This window comes from Thiomicrorhabdus sp. (assembly GCF_963662555.1).
Lineage (GTDB): Bacteria > Pseudomonadota > Gammaproteobacteria > Thiomicrospirales > Thiomicrospiraceae > Thiomicrorhabdus.
Genome location: NZ_OY759719.1, coordinates 1,134,054 through 1,158,477, shown reverse-complemented (window position 1 = coordinate 1,158,477; position 24,424 = coordinate 1,134,054). Strand labels below are relative to the sequence as shown.

Sequence of the window (24,424 nt, the reverse complement as noted above, 5' to 3'; positions counted from 1 at the left end):
ATTATTCTCGCCTACAACAGTTCGGTTAAGTTCACAACACGACTAATTTCTTCGAGTGTTGTTTCACCTTGTTTCACCCAGCGTATTCCACTTTGAGCCATTGTTGAAAAACCATTTTCAATAGCCTTTTCTAATATTGCGTGTTGTGAAGCCCCTTCTAACAAAAGCTCATCCATTTCTGTAGTAAACCTCATGGTTTCTAACACTGCAAGCCTGCCTTTATAACCAACTCCGTTACATTTATCACAACCTTTTGCTTTATACAATTGAGAACCATCTCCATCTGATATAGATAACAATTGTTTCTCAAACTCCTCAGGTTCATAACGCTCTTTACAGTGTTTACAAAGCTTTCTAGCTAATCGTTGAGCAACAATACCTATTAAGTTGCCAGACATAATTGATCTAGAAACACCAATATCTAATAATCTAGGAATTGCACCAATTGCCGAATTTGTATGTAAAGTAGCAAAAACTTGGTGGCCAGTCATCGCTGCACGAAGAGACATTTCAGCGGTTTCTGCATCTCGTATTTCACCGATAAGAATAATATCTGGATCTTGCCTTAATAGAGATTTAATACCAGCAGCAAAACCCATTCCAATCTCTTCATTAACGGGTGTTTGTCTAATCAAAGACATTGGGTATTCGACTGGGTCTTCCAGTGTCATAATATTTACGCCAATATCATTCAATTCATTCAAAATTGAATATAAGGTCGTTGTTTTACCAGAACCTGTGGGGCCTGTTACAAGCATAATGCCAGTCGGCCTACCCATCATGATTTTCAATTCATCATAGGAATCTTTATCTAAACCTAATGCATCGAGAGGGACGATTCCCTTCTCTCTGTCAAGGATACGAAGAACAAAATTTTCTCCATGTGTACCTGGTAAGGATGACACACGAAAATCAATACGTCGTCCATGTACAATTAAAGTCATACGTCCGTCTTGAGGAATTCTTTGTTCTGTTAAATCCAATTCAGACAATACTTTAAGGCGAACAACTAATCCAGACCAAAACATTTTATGTAACAGTCGAATTTCTTGTAAAACGCCATCAATACGATAACGAATACGAATGTAATCTTCTTCTGGTTCGAAATGGATATCAGATGCATTTCGTTTAACAGCATCCGTTAGCAAATTATCAACTAACCTCACCATGGGTTGAGAATATTCATTATTAGCCGATATAGATGCTACATCAGCCTGCCCTGTTTCTAACTCCTTAAGAATACCTTCGATAGAAAGTTCATAACCATAGTAGTTGTCAATCGCATTTTGGATTTCTGACTCAACTACAAGTACTGGTTCAACTTGAATTTTAGGGTTCTGCAAGTGACGTCTAAGTTTATCTAAAACTAAAATATCACCTGGATTAGACATAGCAACTTTAAGAATATTATCTTTGATACTGATGGGCATCAATTGATAATTATGTGCAAATGTTTCTGAAATCAAAGAGAGAGACTTAGGATCAGGGACAACCTCTTTTAGGCTCATTGAGGCATAACCAACAAACGAGCCTACTGCTTCACGAACAACTTCAACATTGACAAAACCCAAAGAAACTAAAATTTCACCTAGTTTTTGCCCATTACGTTTATGTTCCGTTAAAGCAATTGATAGCTGATCAGGTGTTATATACCCCTCATTGACCAATCTTTCACCAAGACGCATTGGAACCAGCATTTAATATCCTTTAACAATAAACTGGCGAATTGAGACCAATCTGTCTTTAACCTGTTTTTTATCAAAACTTACTTGTTTAAATTCTGAATAGCCCAACGCCTGAGTATAGTATTTATCAGCTAATTTATACTCACCTAAATGATCAAAACTAATAGCAAGGTTAAGCATATAATCAGGATTTGTAGAGTCTAAAACGAGTGCATTAAAATAATTTTTTTGTGCCTTTAACCAATCATTTTTTTCTGCAAAAACATTTCCTTGTGCATATTGTAAAACCGCTGATTTAGGGTGTTTTTCAAGCATGCTTGCCAATTCTGATGACCATTCGTTATTTAGGCTTACACGACCAGAAAGATTCGCTATAGATTCAAATGCATATAAATTGTTTGGATCATTATCCAAAACTTTTTGGTAAAGGTTTATTGCCTTATAAAAGTTACCATTTGCGACAGATACACCACCTAATCCCAAAAGAGCATTAATGTTGTTTGGCTGTTTTTCTATAACTTTAGAAAATAAACGCTGAGCTTCGGTAAAGTTTTGTGAATCATAAGCAGAATAAGCTTTAGCAATATCAGACATAGTTGAATTGGTAACAATTATCCCTTTTGATGAGGATTTCTCTGCTTGATTGTGCTTAGGCACAACAGAATGAATAGTCTTTTTACTATTAACGACTGTTTTATTAGATTTAGCCAATGTAGTTTTGTTACCAACAATCGAAGTAACTTCACTATTATCAGTATTTTTAGATTTTTGTTCGTCGACATTAGTAGTATTTAAGTCATCAAGCTTGACTGTTTCTATATTATCTGGAGATATATTACCTTGACCTGAAAGAGGTTGAATAACATTTTTTTCCACTGCATCTTTTATTGTATTTCTTAAAGAAATCACTTTATCAGAGACTAAATTCGTATTTTTTTCACTTTCTTCAGAATCAGAAGCCTTTTGTTTATTTTGTTCATTAGACTGCGAAGGTAGAGTCATTTTAGAAAGGTTATACTTTCTCATACTGAACTCTAATTCTTCATTTTGCTCTTGATAATAAAGCAGGCCGTAGAAACCAATTCCAATAAACAAAAGGATTACGACGAGACTTAAAATAACACGCGTTGATGTGGCATATTTTTTTGCGACCTTAGGTGGTACATTTTCACCATTGACTAGTATCGGATTAGTAACATAAGCTTCATTTTCACTAGAAACAACCTGTTCAGCTTGCTGGTTATATCCTGGAAGTTTATCTAAGCTCCAATCGAAATCATCCTCGGGTAGAGAATCTTGGTTATTATTGGCGAGGGTCGGATTACTATTTTGATTTTCATCTAATTCAAAATTGCTTGTAGATTCAAAGGAATTTTGATCAGGAGAAGATGATTCATGATTAAATTTCTCACCTGAACTGCCAGTAACCTTTTCATCGTCCAGAGACGCCATTAAAGAGATTAAACCTGAATCGTCTGATTCAACATCAACTTCACCATCAGACAACTTAAGCGTTAGGCCTTGAGACGGGGAAGTTGGTTCTATAGCAAGCTGTTCTCTTTCTGTACTAGGTTGTACCTCTTTAGCAACATCCTCACTAATCTTAAGGTCAAATAGAGGTAATTCTTCACTAGTATCTACAGAATCTACAATTGTGACATTTGTTGATTCTAAACTCGATTCTTCAACATGTTCTTCAATACTAAAATTGGAGTTTTGTATTGCATCCAAAGACTCTGATTTTTGTTCAGAGGCACTATTTACAGCTTTCTTTTCTTCAGCTGCTTTTTTTAAAGCATCAAGCAATACACTCACAATTATTTCACTTCTTTATCGTTACTTGTCTTTAAAAATCGACTAACAGATTGCAAGTCACCATTATCAACATCAGGGTTTTTAATAATAATCGGTCTAATAAAAATAACTAACTCACTTTTGGTAGTAGAATCATCTCTTTTTGAGAAAAGATCACCAAAAATAGGAGTATCACTAACCCAAGGTAAACCAGTTTTATTGTTAGCGTTATTATCTTCAATCAAACCTCCAATTATAGCTGTTTGTCTATCTCTTAACCTTAAAACAGACGACATCTCTTTTTCTTGGATAATAGGTATGTTACTAATGACTCCTGCAGTTGCCAAGTTCGGATTAGGATCAGGAACTTCACCAATTTTTCGTGATATAGTTGGACGAACATTTAAAGTAACATCACCATTTTCACTAACAAACGGTGTAACACTCATTGTGAAGCCAACAGGAACTGTATGTATTTCTGTTTCGTAGGTTGTCAATCCTGGCACTGTCGATGTTGATGCTGTTACATTTACATCAACCGAAAAATACACCAAATTATTTACTACTTTCAATAATGCAGTCTGATTATTTATAGCCATAATTTTAGGACTTGATAAAACCTTCGAATCACCAAACTCTTTTAACAATGAGATATTTGATAATATATTCCAATCACCACTAATAACCCCGCCTGCAGCACCTGTATTGTCTATTGTGGCAATCGAAAAACCATTAGAAGGGCCTGGAAATGGTGATGTGATTTTTAAACCACCATCACTACCAAATGCTCTATTACCAAAAAAGGCCCAATCAATACCAGCCTGATATTGATCATTTAAAGTTACCTCTACAACAGTAGCCTCAATCAGAACTTGTCTTTCAGCACGTTCTGTTACTTCTTCAATATAATGCTTTATTGCTTTATGCTGTTTTCTTGTTGTGTAAACTGAAATAACACCAGCTTCAGCATTAACTACAGTATTCTGAGATACGCTTGAAAGAGCAGGCCCTGATTTTTTATTACCTTGGTCTTTACCCTGCGGAACGATTACTCTATTTGCATTAGGATCTAACTGGGCTAATAATTCAATATTTTTAGCCAAATTACCCCAAAAATCATGTTCAGAGGAAGTAGAAACCTTGGTTGAACTTGCACGCCCAGCCGAACTACCACCACTTGTCGTTCCTTTAACGGCGTTAGTTACAGTCATTTTCATGTCAATAGCTTCTTCACTTTTTTTCTTGATATTGACATAATCAATCTTGTAATTTCTCCACTCGGGTAAATCAGGCTTGATTTTCAATGTTTGACCGTCAATTTCAAACATAAAGCCAACTTGATCCGAGATACGATCCAAAATAGTTTCTAATGGCTGGTTTATTGCATTGATAGTTACATTACCTTGAATACCTGAGTAGATATCAACTTCTTTGTTTGCATCTTTTGCTAATTTAAATAGTAAATCAGCAACAGGTACATTCACCGCTGAAATAGAATAATTGTCATTTTGAGAAGACATACCTGACAGAGGAGGAAGTTTAGGAACAGTACTTGAAGTTAGTGAAGGGATATCTGCACTGTTAGCAACGACTTTCTCAACCTTTGGCTTTAATCCAAGGTGCCCTGCTGGTGCAAATTGTTCCGATACTGGTGGAGCAGGAGGATCTCGTTTTACACTGCTATCCTGACAACCGTTTAAAGTAACAATAATAGACAATCCGATAATGATTGGTACTATGGTTTTAAATTTACTATTCATTGACTATTCCAATATCTTCTAATTTTCTATCTGTATAAAGTATGTTCTGTTTTATTTGATCTATGCGTGCAATATAAGGACTTGAAGCCCTGATTTTATAAGGAAGTTCTTCAATAATTTTATTTAGAGCAGAAAATCTAGACGATGCCAGATAAAATACCTTTAACCTAAATTTATCAATATTTTTGTTATAGTCAATCAAAATATGAACACTTCCGTCTTTGATTCCCTGTTTTTGATAAAACTTTAATGTTGTATCTAAGCTACGTATGTGCCTTGTCGAAAGCTGGATTACATAAATATCTTGCAATGAATCTAACCATTCTCTGCCTTCTTTATGATATCTGAGAATTTGCATTAATTGTGCGGGATTTCCAACAATAGCATTAGGATTTTTTATATTTAGATTAGTTACTCCCGAATCTAGCTTAGCATGTGGAGAACTTTTTAGTGGTTTAACAACAGAAGATTGGCTCTTAATTGTAGCAATATCTTGATTATTAACATTAATTTCACCATTACCAACAACAGATTCAGAGTCTTTTTGATCTTGTTTCACAGAATCTACATTCAGCCCCTTATGTTTAGGCAAAACATCTGCTTTTTTAATAGAAGTAGGCTTTTTAATAATCGATGATATATCATCTTTCTGATTGTTAACTTGATCAAGAGGTAATACTGAATGTTTTGAAGAGCTTTCAAAAAATAAAAAATAGCCGAATAAGACTAACAGAAAAAATAATAACGTTATGATAACGGTTGGAAATATAGCAAATCTTGGATTGACCCGCGTAAGATCATCTAACTCTGGCAACGCTTTGAGGTGCTTCGGTTTAGCAAATTTATCACCAGAACCAAAAACCGACATTAAAACTTTATCTGCAACAATATTAATATTTCTTGGAAGGCCATGAGTAAGTTTCTGAATTTTATTAGAAATAGATAAATTAAAAACATCTAAACCAACATATCCAGCTTTACGCATTCTATAATTAAGATATGCTTGAACATCTGAGCCTTTTAATGGTGGTACATATATGTTGTAACTAATTCTACTTTTAAGTTGCCTTATATCATCATGCTCTAATGCCTTGTCTAATTCAGGCTGACCGAAAAGAACCATTTGCAAAAGCTTATCATCGCCTGTTTCAATATTACTTAAAAGCCTTAATTCCTCTAAAGCATCAAAAGTCATTGTTTGTGCTTCATCCACCAACATTACAACTTTTTTATCTTGACTATATAAACTCAATAACTGTTTTTTTAGTGCATTGGTTAGAGTAAATTTTTGAGCATTAAGATCAAACTCTAACCCTAATTCCGAACAAATATATAGCAAAATATCTTTTGCAGATAAGTTTGGAGAATTTATATAGATAACTTCAAAATTAGCCGGCAACCTATCTGCTAACAACCGTAAAAGCATAGTCTTACCGCTGCCAACTTCTCCAGTAACTTTGATAATTCCATCGCCACGAGAAATTGTATAAATTAACGCTTCGAGAATCTCCTGACGTGAACCATGCTTATAAAACATATCCAAATCAGGAGTTGTTTTAAAAGGCAGTGAGCTTAAACCAAAATACTTTCGATACATTTATAATTACCAACTTAAACACTCATTGTACAAAATAATACTACGTTATTTTAATTATATTATTTTAATAAGGCAAAAAAAAACCCGTCATATCTAAGATATAACGGGTTTTAGGATATAAGCTTGGCAATGACCTACTCTCACATGGGACCTCCCACACTACCATCGGCGCTAAGACGTTTCACTTCTGAGTTCGGAAAGGGATCAGGTGGTTCCATCTTGCTATTGTCACCAAGCAATTTGGTGTTACGGGCTGATGACATCAACCTCGTAAAATTCTTTGGAATAGATCTAAACTATCAGTATTCGGTATATATAGTTGATTATACTCAAGGTATATCACAACATCGCTTGTCGTTGATTTTCATCATCTCACAAGTCACTTTTGAGTTGTATAGTTAAGCCTCACGGGTAATTAGTACAAGTTAGCTTCATACATTACTGCACTTCCACACCTTGCCTATCAACGTCATAGTCTCTAACGGCCCTTCAGAAGACTTAAAGTCTAGGGAAATCTAATCTTGGGACAGGTTTCCCGCTTAGATGCTTTCAGCGGTTATCCTTTCCGAACGTAGCTACCGGGCAATGCTATTGGCATAACAACCCGAACACCAGCGGTTCGTCCACTCCGGTCCTCTCGTACTAGGAGCAGCCTCCCTCAAATTTCCAACGCCCACGGCAGATAGGGACCGAACTGTCTCACGACGTTCTAAACCCAGCTCGCGTACCACTTTAAATGGCGAACAGCCATACCCTTGGGACCGACTTCAGCCCCAGGATGTGATGAGCCGACATCGAGGTGCCAAACACCGCCGTCGATATGAACTCTTGGGCGGTATCAGCCTGTTATCCCCGGAGTACCTTTTATCCGTTGAGCGATGGCCCTTCCACACAGAACCACCGGATCACTAGAACCTGCTTTCGCACCTGCTCGACGTGTCAGTCTCGCAGTCAAGCACCCTTTTACTCTTGCGCTCATTGCACGATGTCCGACCGTGCTGAGGGTACCTTCGCGCTCCTCCGTTACTCTTTAGGAGGAGACCGCCCCAGTCAAACTACCCACCATACACTGTCCCTGACCAGGATTCACTGGCCTAGGTTAGAACCTCAATAATATCAGGGTGGTATTTCAAGATTGGCTCCACCATGACTAGCGTCACGGCTTCAAAGCCTCCCACCTATCCTACACAGATAGTATCAAAGTCCAGTGCAAAGCTGTAGTAAAGGTTCACGGGGTCTTTCCGTCTAGCCGCGGGTACGCAGCATCTTAACTGCGATTTCAATTTCGCTGAGTCTCGGGTGGAGACAGTGTGGCCATCATTACGCCATTCGTGCAGGTCGGAACTTACCCGACAAGGAATTTCGCTACCTTAGGACCGTTATAGTTACGGCCGCCGTTTACCGGGGCTTCGATCAAGAGCTTCGCCTAAGCTAACCCCATCAATTAACCTTCCGGCACCGGGCAGGCGTCACACCGTATACGTCATCTTTCGATTTTGCACAGTGCTATGTTTTTAGTAAACAGTTGCAGCCACCATTTTATTGCAACCCTCTAGAGCTTACGGAGCAAGTCCTTCACCTAAGAGGGCGTACCTTCTCCCGAAGTTACGGTACCATTTTGCCTAGTTCCTTCACCCGAGTTCTCTCAAGCGCCTTAGAATTCTCATCCTGACCACCTGTGTTGGTTTGGGGTACGATTCTTTATTACCTGAAGCTTAGAAGCTTTTCTTGGAAGCATGGCATCAATCACTTCGTCCAAAAGAGGACTCGTCATCAGGTCTCAGCATAAAGTATCCCGGATTTACCTAAGATACATGCCTACATCCTTAAACTTGGACAACCATCGCCAAGCTGATCTAGCCTACTCCGTCCCTCCATCGCAGTAATAAAAAGTGCAGGAATATTAACCTGCTTCCCATCGACTACGCCTCTCGGCCTCGTCTTAGGGGTCGACTAACCCTACGTCGATTAACGTTGCGTAGGAAACCTTGGTCTTTCGGCGAGGGAGCTTTTCACTCCCTTTATCGCTACTCATGTCAGCATTCGCACTTCTGATACCTCCAGGACACTTTACAGTGCCCCTTCGCAGGCTTACAGAACGCTCCTCTACCATGCCATAAATGGCATCCGCATCTTCGGTATATTACTTAGCCCCGTTAAATCTTCGGCGCAGGCCGACTCGATCAGTGAGCTATTACGCTTTCTTTAAAGGGTGGCTGCTTCTAAGCCAACCTCCTGACTGTCTGAGCCTTCCCACATCCTTTCCCACTTAGTAATATTTAGGGACCTTAGATGGCGGTCTGGGTTGTTTCCCTCTTGACAACGGACGTTAGCACCCGCAGTCTGTCTCCCATGATTGCACTTGTTGGTATTCGGAGTTTGCAATGGGCTGCTAATCCTTGACGGACCGCTAGACCATAACAGTGCTCTACCCCCAACAGTGATACATGAGGCACTACCTAAATAGTTTTCGAGGAGAACCAGCTATCTCCGGGCTTGATTAGCCTTTCACTCCGATCCACAGCTCATCCCCGCATTTTTCAACATACGTGGGTTCGGTCCTCCAGTACCTGTTACGGCACCTTCAACCTGGCCATGGATAGATCGCCCGGTTTCGGGTCTACACCATGCAACTATACGCCCATTTAAGACTCGGTTTCCCTACGACTCCCCTATTCGGTTAATCTCGCTACATAATGTAAGTCGCTGACCCATTATACAAAAGGTACGCAGTCACAGAACAAGTCTGCTCCTACTGCTTGTACGTACACGGTTTCAGGTTCTATTTCACTCCCCTTCAGGGGTTCTTTTCGCCTTTCCCTCACGGTACTGGTTCACTATCGGTCAGAAGAGAGTATTTAGCCTTGGAGGGTGGTCCCCCCATGTTCAAACAGGATTTCTCGTGTCCCGTCCTACTCGATTTCACTGCTAAAAGATTTTCGTATACAGGACTATCACCTTGTATCGTTAGACTTTCCAGACTATTCTACTAATCTTATAACAGCTTAAGGGCTGGTCCCCGTTCGCTCGCCGCTACTTAGGGAATCTCGGTTGATTTCTTTTCCTCCGGGTACTTAGATGTTTCAGTTCCCCGGGTTAGCCTCCTGCAAGCAGGATATCCATAAATGGATGGGTTTTCCCATTCGGAAATCCACGGATCGAAGCATGTTTACTGGCTCCCCGTGGCTTATCGCAAGTTACTACGTCCTTCATCGCCTTCTTCTGCCTAGGCATCCACCGTGTACGCTTAGTCACTTAACTATACAACTCAAAAATAACCTTATGCCTTTTGTTAACTCCACTTAATTTGGTAGCTATACCATTTAATAACTAAGCTTCTGTTTATAAGGTCTGATGAGTGTACGCAACTAAAAGTTTTTCGCTGTCATGATATACGCTTGAGTATTCTCAATTATATATTTTACCTATACTTGATAACTCCTAAGAGTTATCCAGTTTTGCGTGGTAAGCACCTGGAAGGGATACTTACCACACTCACCTCTCAAATTGTCGGCTGAGAGGTGAGCTTCTCATTGATTGAGCTTTTAAACCAACTACATCTTAAATAAATAAGAAGCTTGTATCTAAAATCCTCAATCGAGAGATCTATTCCAAATTGTTAAAGAACTTTTCAGTTTTTTCAGTATTGTTTGTTTACTTAACGTAAAACAACCAATGCTACTGTTAATAAACTCTAGTTTTTACACTAAAACTCATTAAGAGTAGTATTGGTGGAGCTATGCGGGATCGAACCGCAGACCTCCTGCGTGCAAGGCAGGCGCTCTCCCAGCTGAGCTATAGCCCCATATAATGGTGGGTCTGGGTGGATTTGAACCACCGACCTCACCCTTATCAGGGGTGCGCTCTAACCAACTGAGCTACAGACCCGGGTCGTTCACTATACTTCATGTAATTCAGAGACAATTTATGTGAAAACTCACTTAAGCTCGCAACCTTTTTCTATCTTAAAGGAGGTGATCCAGCCCCAGCTTCCGCTAGGGCTACCTTGTTACGACTTCACCCCAGTCATGAACCACAAAGTGGTAAGCGCCCTCCCGAAGGTTAAGCTACCTACTTCTTTTGCAATCCACTCCCATGGTGTGACGGGCGGTGTGTACAAGGCCCGGGAACGTATTCACCGCGACATTCTGATTCGCGATTACTAGCGATTCCGACTTCATGGAGTCGAGTTGCAGACTCCAATCCGGACTACGAAGGGTTTTTTGAGATTCGCGCACTGTTGCCAGTTGGCTGCTCTTTGTACCCCCCATTGTAGCACGTGTGTAGCCCATCCCATAAGGGCCATGATGACTTGACGTCGTCCCCGCCTTCCTCCGGTTTATCACCGGCAGTCTCATTAGAGTTCTCAACTAAATGGTAGCAACTAATGATAAGGGTTGCGCTCGTTGCGGGACTTAACCCAACATCTCACGACACGAGCTGACGACAGCCATGCAGCACCTGTATCCAAGCTCCCGAAGGCACGAAACTATCTCTAGTAACTTCTTGGTATGTCAAGGGATGGTAAGGTTCTTCGCGTTGCATCGAATTAAACCACATGCTCCACCGCTTGTGCGGGCCCCCGTCAATTCCTTTGAGTTTTAATCTTGCGACCGTACTCCCCAGGCGGTCAACTTATCGCGTTAGCTTCGTTACTAATCTTTTTAATAAGACCAACAACTAGTTGACATCGTTTACGGCGTGGACTACCGGGGTATCTAATCCCGTTCGCTACCCACGCTTTCGCACCTCAGCGTCAGTTTTAAGCCAGGAAGTCGCCTTCGCCACTGATGTTCCTCCAGATATCTACGCATTTCACTGCTACACCTGGAATTCCACTTCCCTCTCTTAAACTCTAGACTACCAGTATCAGATGCAGTTCCCAGGTTGAGCCCAGGGCTTTCACAACTGACTTAATAATCCGCCTACGCGCGCTTTACGCCCAGTAATTCCGAATAACGCTTGCACCCTCTGTATTACCGCGGCTGCTGGCACAGAGTTAGCCGGTGCTTCTTCTAAAGTTAACGTCAAGAACAGCAGGTATTAACTACTGAACCTTCCTCACAATTGAAAGTGCTTTACAACCCTCGGGCCTTCTTCACACACGCGGTATGGCTGCATCAAGCTTTCGCTCATTGTGCAATATTCCCCACTGCTGCCTCCCGTAGGAGTCTGGGCCGTGTCTCAGTCCCAGTGTGGCTGATCATCCTCTCAAACCAGCTAGAGATCGTTGCCTTGGTGAGCCATTACCTCACCAACTAGCTAATCTCACGCGGGCTCATCCTATAGCGATACCTTCCAAGGAGAGGGCACCTTTACTCCGTAGAGCATATTCGGTATTAGCATGCGTTTCCACATGTTGTCCCCAACTATAGGGTAGATTCCCACGCGTTACTCACCCGTCCGCCACTCGACGCCTAAAAAAACAAGTTTTTTTATCGTTTCCGTCCGACTTGCATGTGTTAAGCCTACCGCCAGCGTTCATTCTGAGCCAGGATCAAACTCTTCAGTTTAATCTTGCTGATATTTTTCAATTCCTTCTCAGGAAATAAACACTCGGAATTGACAAAGTTGAAACATGATAAAAAATAATTAATTATTATTTACCAATTTACATATTTGTCAAAAATCGAGATTTTTTATTTGGTCACTCACTAAAGCGAGTTTCCACATAAATTATCTCTGAATTACCTGATTTTTAAAGAACTTAGGTCTCTTCGAGAAGAACTAACTTGGCGACTAAGTCGCTTGCTTTTCCTTCTCGGTAAGCCGCTTATTATAAGTTGATTTCCAATCCGTTGTCAACAATTTATTTTAAATTATTTTCAACTTTTTTTCGCTCAACTTACTCAATCCGTAGACTTCATAAGCGCTGTTCTCAACCACTTCTTCTCGCTAACTCGTAGCTTGTTTTCTGTGTCTGCGTTGGAACAGGTGCGTATTCTAACCATATCCGCTAACAACGCAACCCCTTTTTTATCCTTTTTGACACTTTTTTTACATTTTACCCATTTCTTTTACTTTACCCCACTTTACACACTACTTATCCACAGACTTATTCACATTTTAGGGGTTTTGCCTTATTTTTAACTAAATCACTTTAAGTTATTCACAGTAGATTTAACTCAACCCGGAATAAAAGGAATCGATACGTTTCTACCCTTGAGCTTTTTATATGCGATGAAATGAATAGGGAATGAGAAATTGTAATGAGAGATGAATCTATTTTTTAGATACTTCAATCAGGTGCTAAAAAAACTAATAGTCTAATATAGTGTCTTTACGATTCTGAAGCGGTACTTCTTCTTTATGATTACCATCAATAATAGGTGATGACCATGGACCTGTGATTTTGTATTTATAAGTAACTAAATTTTCATTCACACCCGGCAATACTTTCATTAATGTATAAACAGCCAAGGCGGCTAGTGGATTAGCAGCTCCTGCAAAAGCAGCAATGGTTGGCAATGTGGCACCTATTTTAGGCGTTATTTGTGCATTCAAATCAAAAATTTGGGTTTTGATATTAGTTTGACCTTTTATTATCCCATTTGCCGATGGCGCTTTAATAGTGAAGTTTTTTATTGTTAAAACATTATGATTTAACTCCGCTTCACCTTTTATTTGGTCATAAACCATTCCCTTATTGGTGACATCCTTAATATCTAATTGTAACCTTCTTATTAAAGACTCTACACTTAACAAACCAATAAGGCGTGCAAAGCCTGGCTCTATATCTTCAACAGAACCATCCTCTAACACAAATTTAATATTACCCGCAGATTGTTCAGTTGAGAAACAGTGTAAGCCACCATTCCAATGTAATTTAAGATTGACCTTTCCTGACTTTCCAGTAAACCCTTTATTCAGTTTTATAAAGTCTGTCACTGCTGTTACATTTTTAGAGGTAAGCTGTGCTTGAATTTCACTCTGATCTGTTTTCTTATTTAATTGATATTGCCCATTAATAACCCCTGCTCCAGCTCCAAAAGTTCCATTAATTTTTTGTATAAGCATTTTCTCAGGCGTATCTGTTAATTTAAAGTTAATGGCATCTATTTTTCTGTCATTTAAAATCAACTCTTTACCTTTAAATTCAATGGTCGGTAACAAACTAGCCGTATCTGAAATTGAGCATTTTTTTGTTACTTCATCTTTAGCACTGCCTGTTTTTGAGCTTTTATTAATTTCATCGGTATAAAACCTGAACTTGTTTACATCAACATTTATTAAATTTTTACTCGTTAGAGTTACGGTGCCGTCAATGTCATTATTATGTAAATCGATTTTTAGCGGTGTCTTTTGTTGAGATTTCCAACTGAGTATTAAATTATTATAATCATGAGACAAAAATTTAATGTCTTTTACAAATACTTCAGACTTAGCCCACTGCAGGGGATGTTGGTTATTTTCAGTTGACGATAAATTTAATTCTTTAGCGATTGGAATCCATTCATCTAAAGCCAAACGTTCGATCTCTCCTTTCACATAAGAAAGATTATTCATACTTTGTTTTTTATCTATCTGCGACTTGCCTATCCATACCTTTGTATTACTTAAGGCATAACCATCTTTGAATTTAGCCCAATTCAAGTTTGCATTTACCAGGCCTGGTAAATTAAAAACAGAATGAATCGAGCCATCGATAATAGTTGTATCTATAGTTGCTTTTTTAGTATTAAGCGAAGATTGATTGAGCGGTTCAGGCAATTTACTTTCTGCTTTATCAAGGCTCATTGTTAAGTTTATGTTTATATCTTTTTGTTTAGCCTTCTTAAAAGGCACAGTAATGGCTGTTTTCCAAGGTATCGCATTTTTAAACCAGGTATGGTTATTTTCCAAAAAATGACCATTTCCACTTATCCGTACTTTTTGCGTTTTACTATTGGTCGATACTGCAACATGTCCCCTGCCTTGAAATAGATTAAAATTTAAACGTTTAGCAGAAACGCCCTTCTCTGAAAAGTTTAATTGTCCTTGCAAATTTTCTAATTGAATTTTATTTAAAATCTTTAAATCTGCATTTTTAAAAACAACATTACCCAGAACAGTTTCAGAACGTTTTTTATAACCAGAGATGGGTATCCAAATTTTTTCAAGATTAACTGATGCATCCCCATTGAGTTTTGCCCCTTCTTGCAAAAACTCTTTTAAACCAATCGTTTTAGCTAAAGGTGAGAGTTGCAAATAATTGACTATATTTGGCAATTTTGCGTTCACTTTTCCTTTTACGGTCAAAGCAATGTCTTTTTGATCTAAGTCATTTATTTCTACCAAAACATTATCTGCAGTAACATTGGCTCCAACAGGTAGTTTATCTACAGCAATATCGAGCTTAAACGGCGTAAAAGTAAGGTTAGCATCAAAGTTCTTAAGAACAGGCCAATCAGAGTTAAACAGTAAACTGGCATTTTTAACCTGACCAGTCATTTCAAAAACTCCGCCTCCATTTTTGTATGGAAAGTGATCAAACGCTCCTCTTAGAACACCTTTTAATTCAATATCTTCACCAGCTAATAACCCTTTAGTTAACCAGCTTTTCAGTTTTGGACTCATAAAACCGTAAGGTAAATACTCTTTTAGCTGACTCATTGATGAGATTTTAATTTCGAAATTACTATCAATCTTCTGGGCATTGATTTTTTTCAGTGTAAGTAGAACGGGAATTTTATTTACCAAAACAGTGGCTTGCGGCAATGACCAGGCTTGGCTTTTTTGATTGAAATCCAGGGTAAACGAATCTGGCAAATCAATTCTCATCGGTTTATTGTGTACTCTCGGTTCCATTAACCAAACAGGATTGGGTGATGAAACCGTAACACTCTCTTCTGTTTTAACGATTTTCAGGTTACGTAAACTCATTCCGGGGTATTCAGATACGGGTAAATCTAAACGGTCAAATACGATTTCTAAATCAGGTAAAGCTAGGGTTTTCCAGTTAAAGCGGCCATTTAAGTTTGAAATATTCAAATAAGCAGATCGGTCAAAAATTTTGGCTATATGGGGATTATGTATTAAGGACTTAACGATCACTTTGAATGGATCAATATCAAAATAATCAGCATTAAAACGAAGGAAATCTTGGCCTTCGAATTTTAATTGCATTGCAGAAACTGAATCGATAAAACGGTTATCAATTTGAATATTGGAAAGTGTAAATTGCCAATCTTTTAATTGCTTAGGAATATTTTGATGCTCCATATTCCACAATAATTTTAAACCCAAACTTTCTGGTAAACCTTTGTGTTTTTGGTGCCATTTAAGTGCTTGAGTATTCAGATTTAACGTCATTGACGAAAGTTGCGACTGGGCTACTTTACCTTTTAAATCTAGAATAAGTTCGCCATCGGGCAACACTGACTGCCAATTGACTGACAACAATTTACTTAAACGCTTAATACTTAACGGACGAAACGAAGAAAGCGAAAACTCACCATTTTCAATCCCACCCCAAATATTTGGGGTAAAAGAAGACTTAAAATTGAAGCGTTCATAATTTAATATGTCTTTGTAACTCAAACTAAATTCTGAAGCGACGCTGAGACGAACCCCATTAAGAGATTGAAACTCGTGCAACTGAACTGAAAGACCAGGCCTGGTAAATTCAGTTATTACAAAATCTTTAAGTTTGATTCTTTTCCACAGATGACTAATATTAGCATCTATTTTGCCAATATCTTGAAGGTTCAAAGGTTGATCATCAACTTGAGCGTTTACTACGGCTTTTGGTTGAAAGGCCCCTTTACTGATCTCTAAATAATCACCATAACCTGCAGAAGGGATTAAAAGTGAAAACAGGTTAATATCAATCTTAAGTTCTTCAGCTTGAAATTCAAAATCACTTGATTTAACAGAGAGTTTTTTGACATCTGCCTGAAACCCCAGCCAATCTTGATCAATATTTATAGAACCAAACTGAATGGTAGAACCAGTTAACCATTGAGAAGTGGCTACAAATTGATTAGGTAAAAACTGAACCCAAGAAATAAACAGACGGGTAATTAATAAATAGGCAACAAACAGGCCAAATGCCCAATGCAACGCATGATGTGTTCTTTTAACAATCATAAGGTGTGCCTAAAAGATGAAACAATTGAAATACATCCTTCTATTATCTCTGATTTAACTCTTAAACATCTTTAAGAAAATATTAACTGAGCGTTTTCACTTTAATCGTGACTAAATATAGCTGCTTCATCCACTACATCATAACCACATCAAACTGCTCAGTAGCATAAGTACTTTCAGCCTGAAAACGAATACTTTTATTTAAGAATGATTCAAGCTCAGCGACACTGCTAGACTCTTCATCCATAATGCGTGAGACCACCTCTTCTGCAGCAATAACCCTATATTTACTTGCATCAAAAGAACGTGCCATACGAGTGATTTCTCTAAAAATTTCATACGCAACGGTTTCTGCGGTTTTTACTGTGCCACGGCCGCTACAAATAGGGCAAGGCTCACAAAGCGTTCGCTCAAGACTTTCTCTGGTTCGCTTGCGAGTCATTTCAACTAGCCCTAAGTTAGAGATATTACTAATCGATGTTTTCACTCTATCTTTACTTAGCTCTTTTTCAAGTGCCGACAAGACATGCTGCTGATGGTCTTCATCTTCCATATCGATAAAATCAAGAATAATAATGCCGCCCAAGTTTCTCAGTCTTAATTGACGTGCGATTGCCTGGGTTGCTTCAAGATTGGTGCGATAAATGGTCTCTTCTAAGTTTTTGTGACCAACAAACGCACCCGTATTTACATCAATCGTTGTCATAGCTTCAGTTTGATCAATAATCAAGTAGCCGCCAGATTTTAGGTTTACACGTTTATGTAAAGCCGTTTGTATCTCTTCTTCAATATTATATAAATCAAATATTGGGCGTTCTCCTTGATACAAGCCCAACCTATCATTCAGTTCCATTACATACATTTCAACAAAAGCTTTCATTTTATTAAGCGTTTCTGTTGAATCGACTCGAATTTTTTCAATTCTATCAATCGGAATATCTCTAATAATTCTCAAGAAGAGTGGTAGATCTTCATAGATGAGTGCAGGTTTTTTGGCGTTTCTTGCTCGCTCTTGCACACCATTCCACAAACGTTGTAAATAAATCATATCGGCACGCATCTCATGAAAATCTACACCTTCAGCAACCGTTCTAACAATTAACCCACCTTCTGATTCTTTATATTCAGGAATGGTTTTTGCCATCTCTCTCAATCTTTCTCGCTCATCCGAACCGTCGATTTTTTGAGAAACCCCTAATGTTTTTTCAACTGGCATAAACACTAACATTCTTGAAGGGATAGTTACCTGCATGGTAATTCGAGCCCCTTTTGTTCCAAGAGGGTCTTTTAAAACTTGAACCATAATTTTTTGGCCACAATGCAAAAGCTTAGTAATATCTTCACACTCTTCATCTTCATGCCCAATCGCTTTATGACAGACGTCAGATACATGCAAAAAAGCCGCTCTTTCTAGACCAATATTAATAAACGCGGCTTGCATTCCCGGCAATACTCTATCCACTTTACCAATATAGATATTACCGACTAAACCTCGCTTATTTGCTCTCTCAACCCAGACTTCTTGTAAAACGCCGTTTTCTACCCAGGCAACACGAGTTTCATTTGGGGTAACGTTTACTAATACTTTTTCTTCATTGTGCATTGACAAATGCCTTTCTTTTTTATGTTTTATACGGTTTTATAACCAGATTTTAAGAGTAACTGATTAAGCTCAAATAATGGTAATCCCATTACTCCTGAATAACTGCCATGGATTGAATCTATAAAATTAGCACCCAAACCTTGAATGGCATAACTTCCTGCCTTATCTTGCGGCTCGCAAGTGGCTATATAGTGTTTTATTTCTGAATCTGATAATGGTTTAAAACTGACTTCTGTTTGGTTTAATGCTGAAAACACCTCACCATCATAAACAATCGCAATGGCAGATAAAACTTTATGTTTTTTGCCAGATAAAAGCTGAAGCATTCTATATGAATCGGCCTCATTTTTAGGCTTACCTAACACTTTACCGTCCACCATTACTGCCGTATCACCACCAATAACCCAAACCTCTTTACCTGCAACTTTATTAAATCCAGCCAAGGCTTTTTCAATTGCAATTCTTAACACATAAGACTCTGGACTTTCATTTGGCAGGGCAACTTCTTCAACAGGTGCATTAACGACTTCAAAAGTTAGGCCAACTTGTTGCAGAAGTTCTTTACGCCTTGGCGAGTTTGATGACAAATAAAGCGGTTTATTTTTAGTTTCTTGTGTCATAATTTGAGAGCGAGATTTATTTTATTCTTAATTTTATAATGTTGTCATTCTAACGCCTAAACAAGGATTTTTGTTGGCTTTAAGAGAGTCTTATATCAAATAAAGCTCAAATTAAATTAGAATTGAATACGAACTGAAAAAAGAACTGAATTAGAACGTAAATCAAGCCCCATTTCTATTAAGAACAGATACGAGAAAAGCATGGACTTTATTCTTAGCGACCATTCACCACAAAATTTAGAAGCCACTTTTGATAGCCTCTACCTTTACGACCACCCTCTTTACTCTTTAATGGCTGAAAAAACCGAAATGAAATGGTTATTGGTTGTGCCTAAACAAACATTGGATGCCAGTATAAACCTGTCTTATATTCAAGAACTTTACGGTGCCATCTATGAATTGATTGCATACATCCAACAAAATAAGATAGCAGAGCATTTTAATATCGCCAAAATTGGTAATAAAAACCCTAACCAGCATATTCATTTAATTTTTAGAGAAGAGAATGATGAAGTTTGGCCAGATGCCGTTTGGTGCCATGAACCGTTAAAAAGTTCATTAGAAACACCAGAAAAGTTAAGAGAAGCCTTAAAGCCTTTTTACCAGGCCTGGTAAATCTACTTTGAATTATTGATTATATTCTTAGAATTGTGATTCATTTAACGCCATAGCAAAGACTTGAGCTATATGCAGTGATTGATATTGACCCAAATCTTCTAACTGATGTCGGCAACTGGTTCCCGTTGCCACAATCAAGTCATCCGCTTGAGCTTGTTCTAGTGTTGGTAATAAAACTTGATTAGCAATCGTTTTAGACACCTCATAATGTTTATAACCAAATTCACCAGACATCCCACAGCACCCTGATGGAATCATCTTAACTTCAAGACCTGGTATTAATTTCAGTGCATTTTGTGAGTCAATCGGTTTTGCTAAAGCCTTTTGATGACAATGTACATGCAACCAAAGGATTTTGTTGATTGCCTTTAACTCAGGCAACATCGCTTGTGCGTTCAATTTAAGAACCAGCTCTTCAAATGAAAGGATGCTGCGTAAACCCAGTGTTTTATTTTTAGTATTATTCGGGCTATTACTCTCTTTATGAATTAACCAGGCCTGGTTATCTTCAAACACAATATTATTCAGTAAATCTTTTGCTTCATCTCGCCAAACCAACAACTCAGAAGGCTCAATTCCCACGATCAAATCTTGAGGTTGATACTCTTGCATCGCAAACACCGTTTCTAATAACGCTTTTCTAGCTTGTTTTAAAAGCCCTTTACTAATCAAAGCTCTTGGCGAATGCTGCAAATAAACTGGTATTACCTCTAAACCAAAATGATGCAAAACCTCTAAAACCGCTTGCCCAACTCTAGGCTCTTGATACTGACTATATAGATCACACAGCACCCAAACTTTTGTTTTAACTATAGATGATTGAGTTTTGTTTAGTTCTTTAAAAGACAAGTAATTCCACCATTCAGCTAGATTTGATGAATGTGCCTTAGGCAAAGTTCTGCGTTTATCTACCTGCATTAAGGCCTTGATTGCCGATAAAGATTGCAACCAATTAAAGGTATTAGGCCAATTTTTAGCCTGTTTTAAAATAAATCCGTAGTTGGCAAAAATCCAATTAGAAAGTGACAATCCTTGTGTTTGATACAACACTTCAGCTTTCAGTTTTGCCATATCTACATTAGCTGGGCATTCTGTTTTACACGCTTTGCAACCTAAACACATCTCTAAGGCATCTTGTAGTTCCGCTTGAGATAAGGCTTTTTGTGGATTGGGTTCCGTTAAAGCAAAACGCAGTAAATTGCTTCGCCCTCTGGTAGAGTAGTTTTCTTCACGTGTTGCTTGATACGACGGGCACATCACGCCACGGCCTGCCGACTTTCTGCAAGCTCCAGCACCATTACATTTTTCAACCGCATCCATTAAAGAGAGATCTCTCGACCAATCAAATTTAGTCTCAATCAATTTTTGCGGTTGTCTATCCGCTCGCAAATTATCGGTAATGGGCATATCGCCAATAATCACGCCCGGATTCAATAAATTATGAGGGTCAAATGCCCGTTTCAGCTCCAGCAAATACGCATAAACCTGTTCACCAACTTGTTCTTTAATAAACGGAGCTCGAATGCGACCATCACCGTGCTCGCCTGAAATCGCTCCACGGTATTTTTTAACTAATTTAGAGTTTCGTTCGGCAATGGTTCTAAAAAGTTGCTTACCCTCTTCGGTTGCCAAATCAATTTCTGGGCGAAGATGAATCAACCCTACTGAAGCATGGCCGTAATAAACACAACCTACTTCTAACTCTGCCATTAAGGATTGAACATCGCTAAAGTAATCAAATAGATTTTTAACTGGAACAGCCGCATCTTCGATTACCGCAACGGCTTTTTTACGCGTGACTTTGCCCATTAACATCCCTAAGCCCGCTTTACGAACCTCCCAAACTTTTGCCGCTTGTTTGGCATCAATAATTGGCGACGCATAAGCACCGTTTTTAAGTAACCAGGCCTGGTAATTTAACATTTGATGATTTAAATCTGCTTGATTATCTGCAAACCATTCACAAACTAAAACGGCTTGTGGATCACCTTCAATCCAAAAACGATTCTGTTGTTGGTGAATATTAGCCTTAGTTCCATCAAGCGTCGCTTTATCAATTAACTCAATCGCCGCTGGTTCAAACTCAAGTAACTCTGACACCACCTGCATTGCCGATTCAATCGAATCAAACTGAGCACACAAAAGCTGTCTGTGTTTAGGTTGGGTAACCAAATTTAACGTGGCCGTTTTAACCACCGCCAAAGTACCTTCGCTACCGCAAATCAGAGGGGCTAAATTAAACGGTTTTCCATTCGGATTAAATGGTTGATGATGACGATAAAGCTCGTCTAAAGCATAGCCGGTATTGCGGCGTTTTATGGAGGGGTGAGGAAAGTGTTCTAGAATTTGTTTGCCATGGGTTTCTAACAAACGCATCACAGTTCGATAAATACTGCCTTCAAAATCTTGTTGATTCAATTTATCATGCAGCTGTTTTGCAGTGAGAGGGCCAAAATACGCTTCAGAACCATCGGCTAAAATTACCTCTAACGCCTTAACATGCTCACGCGTAGTACCGTAATAAACTGAGTAAGAGCCACAAGAGTTATTACCAATCATGCCTCCAATCATCGCACGGTTAGAGGTTGATGTATCTGGTGCAAACCTTAAACCATCCGCATTTACAAAATCATTCAAATCATCCTGAATTACGCCAGGTTCAACAGTAATCTCACGTAAATCAGGCTGATAATCAAGAATATTAGTCAGATGCTTAGAAACATCAATAACAACGCCTGAACCAATCGCCTGACCACCTAAAGAGGTACCGCCTGCTCGCATTGTTAATGATTGATGAGAAACTAAATGCTTATGAACAAGCTCAGATAAAACTTGGCCATTCTTTGGTACTTCAATAAGAAGGGTCTTTAACTCATAGACAGATGCATCAGCTATCATTGGTTATTATTTTTCTGCTTATAAAAAGGATTTTTATCAGTTGCATAAGGTAATTTACCATGCATTGTTCTGGCATCTTCCGCAGATAAAGTATAAGCTTCATTTGTTATATCACATTTATTACAGTAATGTTCGGCATTAAGATTAATACCAGAAAAACCAATAAATGAATCAAAAACCAAGTCATTAGAAAATAGTTTATTACTGTTATTTTGTAAATTTTTAAACTTAGTTAAGTATTGTTTTTTGTATTCTGGTGATGCCCAAAATATGGTGGGAATTTCTACCATATCATAGGAAAAATTAGCAGAAGAATGCCCTATACCACGAGCAATATCGTCTGAATGATCTGAAAAATACATTAGACCACCACTTTTATCATTACCTAAAAATGTTTTTAATTGACTTTGAATTTTGTCAATTAGATAGTCATTATATAAAACACTATTGTCGTAGCACTGTTGTGCATGGCCTGTTCCACCAGCCACAAGATTAAACCAAAGTTTTTCAGTAAATGGTATTTTGAACTTTTCAAACTCTGGAGGATAGCGCTTGCAGTAGTGTGTATGATTCCCCATTAAGTGTATAAAAATAACGTTGTTTTTTGAAGAATCAAGTTTAGCAAAAGTCTCTTTTAGGAGCGGTAATAAAACACCATCTGGCTTTTGTCTACTATCAGACATAGTTGTAAATTTTCGATCAAATGTTAAATGTTTTTCGTTAACATGATTTGCAATATAACCTAGAACCATATCATAACTATTTGACAATGGTTGATTCCCTAACCAAATAGTATTAAAACCGGCATTATTAAAAACTTGAACAATTCCCACCGAATCTGCATATTTCTTTTTGTTATATTGATTTGCCTCAGTCATAGCTAATGACAATGCTGCCATTGTACCTGGATAGTTAGCAAAGGCTCTTTCAAGAAAGACTGTATCATCTCTTTTTCTTTCTTTATCTAAAAATGGTGTGGTTTCTATTTTATACCCATATGACGACATATGATGTTTATTTAATGATTCTCCAATCACCAAAATATATGTTTCGCCTTTATTTTTTTTGTCAGCTTTAATATCCATGTCTTGCGATGCATTAGAATACGTTTTTTGCCTTTGTTTAACCGTATCCAGCTCCTTACTATAAGAAGCATATGTAATAAAAGGATAAGTATATAATCCTTTTTCATCAGGAACGATTAACAACGTTAATACCAAAAAAACAAAATAACGTATCATTTCATTTCTACTAAAGGCCTCTTTATCTTTTTTAACGTATTTCTTTGAATAGACATATGTAAGATAAAAAAACAATAAGAAAACAACCACCATTATAGGTGATGCAAAAGATGCTACATACTCTATAGCTTCGTGGAAATTAGTTTGAAAAATTGCTATAAAACTATCAGAATTTACTACAGCTCCCACTAAAAATAAATGCTGAATATAAAATAAAGGCATTAAGGATAATGCAAATATTGTGACAAATACCACAAGGACTCTTAACATGTAGTTTTTGATTTTAGATTCAAGCCAAATTAATAAGATTGCAATCAAAAAGCCAGTTGCAACATCTATTACAAATCCATATGGATATACTTTACCTATAGAAAAGATTGCTAAAATAACAGCCGAAATAGTACTTATTAAAAAACTCCAAAATACTAAATGATGATTTCTTGATCGACAATCTTGATAAAACTTAACCGACAAATAAATCAATCCAATAGCAAAAAAAAGTTTTACCGGAACAAGAGCAAAAACATCCATAAAATAATT

Annotated in this window: 10 protein-coding genes, 2 tRNA genes and 3 rRNA genes; 1 reads left to right on the top strand and 14 read right to left on the bottom strand. The window is 38.0% G+C overall.

The annotated features are described in order from the left end of the window. Nucleotides 1-11 precede the first annotated feature (11 nt). From ACORJQ_RS04950 to ACORJQ_RS04895, 12 genes are all read right to left on the bottom strand, one after another. The gene (locus ACORJQ_RS04950) at nt 12-1,697 is read right to left on the bottom strand and encodes a GspE/PulE family protein (protein ID WP_321326521.1); all 1,686 of its coding nucleotides are present in this window, start codon (nt 1,695-1,697) and stop codon (nt 12-14) included. Then, on the bottom strand, nt 1,698-3,500 hold the full coding sequence (locus ACORJQ_RS04945) for a tetratricopeptide repeat protein (RefSeq protein ID WP_321326519.1): 1,803 nt from the start codon (nt 3,498-3,500) through the stop codon (nt 1,698-1,700). It abuts the gene before it with no gap. A 2-nt stretch (nt 3,501-3,502) separates the two neighbouring features. Then, nucleotides 3,503-5,239 carry a type II secretion system protein GspD gene (locus tag ACORJQ_RS04940; protein WP_321326517.1) on the bottom strand — a complete coding sequence of 579 codons (1,737 nt, stop codon included), beginning with the start codon at nt 5,237-5,239 and terminating at the stop codon, nt 3,503-3,505. Next, complete coding sequence (locus ACORJQ_RS04935; protein WP_321326515.1) at nt 5,232-6,836, bottom strand: ExeA family protein; 1,605 nt, start codon at nt 6,834-6,836, stop codon at nt 5,232-5,234. Before ACORJQ_RS04935 ends, ACORJQ_RS04940 begins: the two co-directional genes overlap by 8 nt. 121 nt (nt 6,837-6,957) lie before the next feature. Beyond that, a 5S ribosomal RNA gene (rrf, locus tag ACORJQ_RS04930) occupies nt 6,958-7,072 on the bottom strand. Between the two features lie 158 nt (nt 7,073-7,230). Further along, nucleotides 7,231-10,097, bottom strand: a 23S ribosomal RNA gene (locus ACORJQ_RS04925). Nucleotides 10,098-10,565: 468 nt separating this feature from the next. Continuing rightward, a tRNA-Ala gene (locus ACORJQ_RS04920) sits at nt 10,566-10,641 on the bottom strand. Between the two features lie 6 nt (nt 10,642-10,647). Further along, nucleotides 10,648-10,724 (bottom strand) — tRNA-Ile (locus tag ACORJQ_RS04915). 79 nt (nt 10,725-10,803) lie between these two features. Next, nucleotides 10,804-12,349 (bottom strand): 16S ribosomal RNA (locus ACORJQ_RS04910). The 16S, 23S and 5S rRNA genes sit together here with 2 tRNA genes alongside, the layout of an rRNA operon. Nucleotides 12,350-13,094: 745 nt before the next feature. Further along, nucleotides 13,095-16,904, bottom strand: coding sequence for a YhdP family phospholipid transporter (locus tag ACORJQ_RS04905; RefSeq protein WP_321326513.1), 3,810 nt, complete (start codon nt 16,902-16,904; stop codon nt 13,095-13,097). Between the two features lie 133 nt (nt 16,905-17,037). Continuing rightward, nucleotides 17,038-18,507 carry a ribonuclease G gene (rng, locus tag ACORJQ_RS04900; RefSeq protein WP_321326511.1) on the bottom strand — a complete coding sequence of 490 codons (1,470 nt, stop codon included), beginning with the start codon at nt 18,505-18,507 and terminating at the stop codon, nt 17,038-17,040. A gap of 26 nt (nt 18,508-18,533) precedes the next feature. Beyond that, on the bottom strand, nt 18,534-19,127 hold the full coding sequence (locus ACORJQ_RS04895) for a Maf family protein (RefSeq protein ID WP_321326509.1): 594 nt from the start codon (nt 19,125-19,127) through the stop codon (nt 18,534-18,536). A 201-nt stretch (nt 19,128-19,328) separates the two neighbouring features. Here ACORJQ_RS04895 and ACORJQ_RS04890 point away from each other — a divergent pair, with 201 nt between their 5' ends. Then, entirely contained in the window at nt 19,329-19,742 is a 414-nt protein-coding gene (locus ACORJQ_RS04890; protein ID WP_321326507.1) for a hypothetical protein, read from the top strand. A 27-nt stretch (nt 19,743-19,769) separates the two neighbouring features. Here the strand turns inward: ACORJQ_RS04890 and ACORJQ_RS04885 are convergent, their stop codons facing one another. Then, nucleotides 19,770-22,643 (bottom strand): FAD-binding and (Fe-S)-binding domain-containing protein, encoded by a 2,874-nt coding sequence (locus ACORJQ_RS04885; RefSeq protein ID WP_321326505.1) that lies wholly within the window; start codon nt 22,641-22,643, stop codon nt 19,770-19,772. Further along, nucleotides 22,640-24,415, bottom strand: a complete 1,776-nt coding sequence (locus ACORJQ_RS04880; RefSeq protein ID WP_321326504.1) for a sulfatase-like hydrolase/transferase — start codon at nt 24,413-24,415, stop codon at nt 22,640-22,642. Before ACORJQ_RS04880 ends, ACORJQ_RS04885 begins: the two co-directional genes overlap by 4 nt. Between the last annotated feature and the right edge of the window lie 9 nt (nt 24,416-24,424).

Excerpts from the sequence above, each read along its gene's own strand:
- ACORJQ_RS04940 (WP_321326517.1), bottom strand. The coding sequence starts at position 5,239 with ATGAATAGTAAATTTAAAACCATAGTACCAATCATTATCGGATTGTCT.
- ACORJQ_RS04880 (WP_321326504.1), bottom strand. The coding sequence starts at position 24,415 with ATGGATGTTTTTGCTCTTGTTCCGGTAAAACTTTTTTTTGCTATTGGA.
- ACORJQ_RS04885 (WP_321326505.1), bottom strand. The coding sequence starts at position 22,643 with ATGATAGCTGATGCATCTGTCTATGAGTTAAAGACCCTTCTTATTGAA.
- rng (WP_321326511.1), bottom strand. The coding sequence starts at position 18,507 with ATGCACAATGAAGAAAAAGTATTAGTAAACGTTACCCCAAATGAAACT.
- ACORJQ_RS04890 (WP_321326507.1), top strand. The coding sequence starts at position 19,329 with ATGGACTTTATTCTTAGCGACCATTCACCACAAAATTTAGAAGCCACT.
- ACORJQ_RS04935 (WP_321326515.1), bottom strand. The coding sequence starts at position 6,836 with ATGTATCGAAAGTATTTTGGTTTAAGCTCACTGCCTTTTAAAACAACT.
- ACORJQ_RS04905 (WP_321326513.1), bottom strand. The coding sequence starts at position 16,904 with ATGATTGTTAAAAGAACACATCATGCGTTGCATTGGGCATTTGGCCTG.
- ACORJQ_RS04895 (WP_321326509.1), bottom strand. The coding sequence starts at position 19,127 with ATGACACAAGAAACTAAAAATAAACCGCTTTATTTGTCATCAAACTCG.
- ACORJQ_RS04950 (WP_321326521.1), bottom strand. The coding sequence starts at position 1,697 with ATGCTGGTTCCAATGCGTCTTGGTGAAAGATTGGTCAATGAGGGGTAT.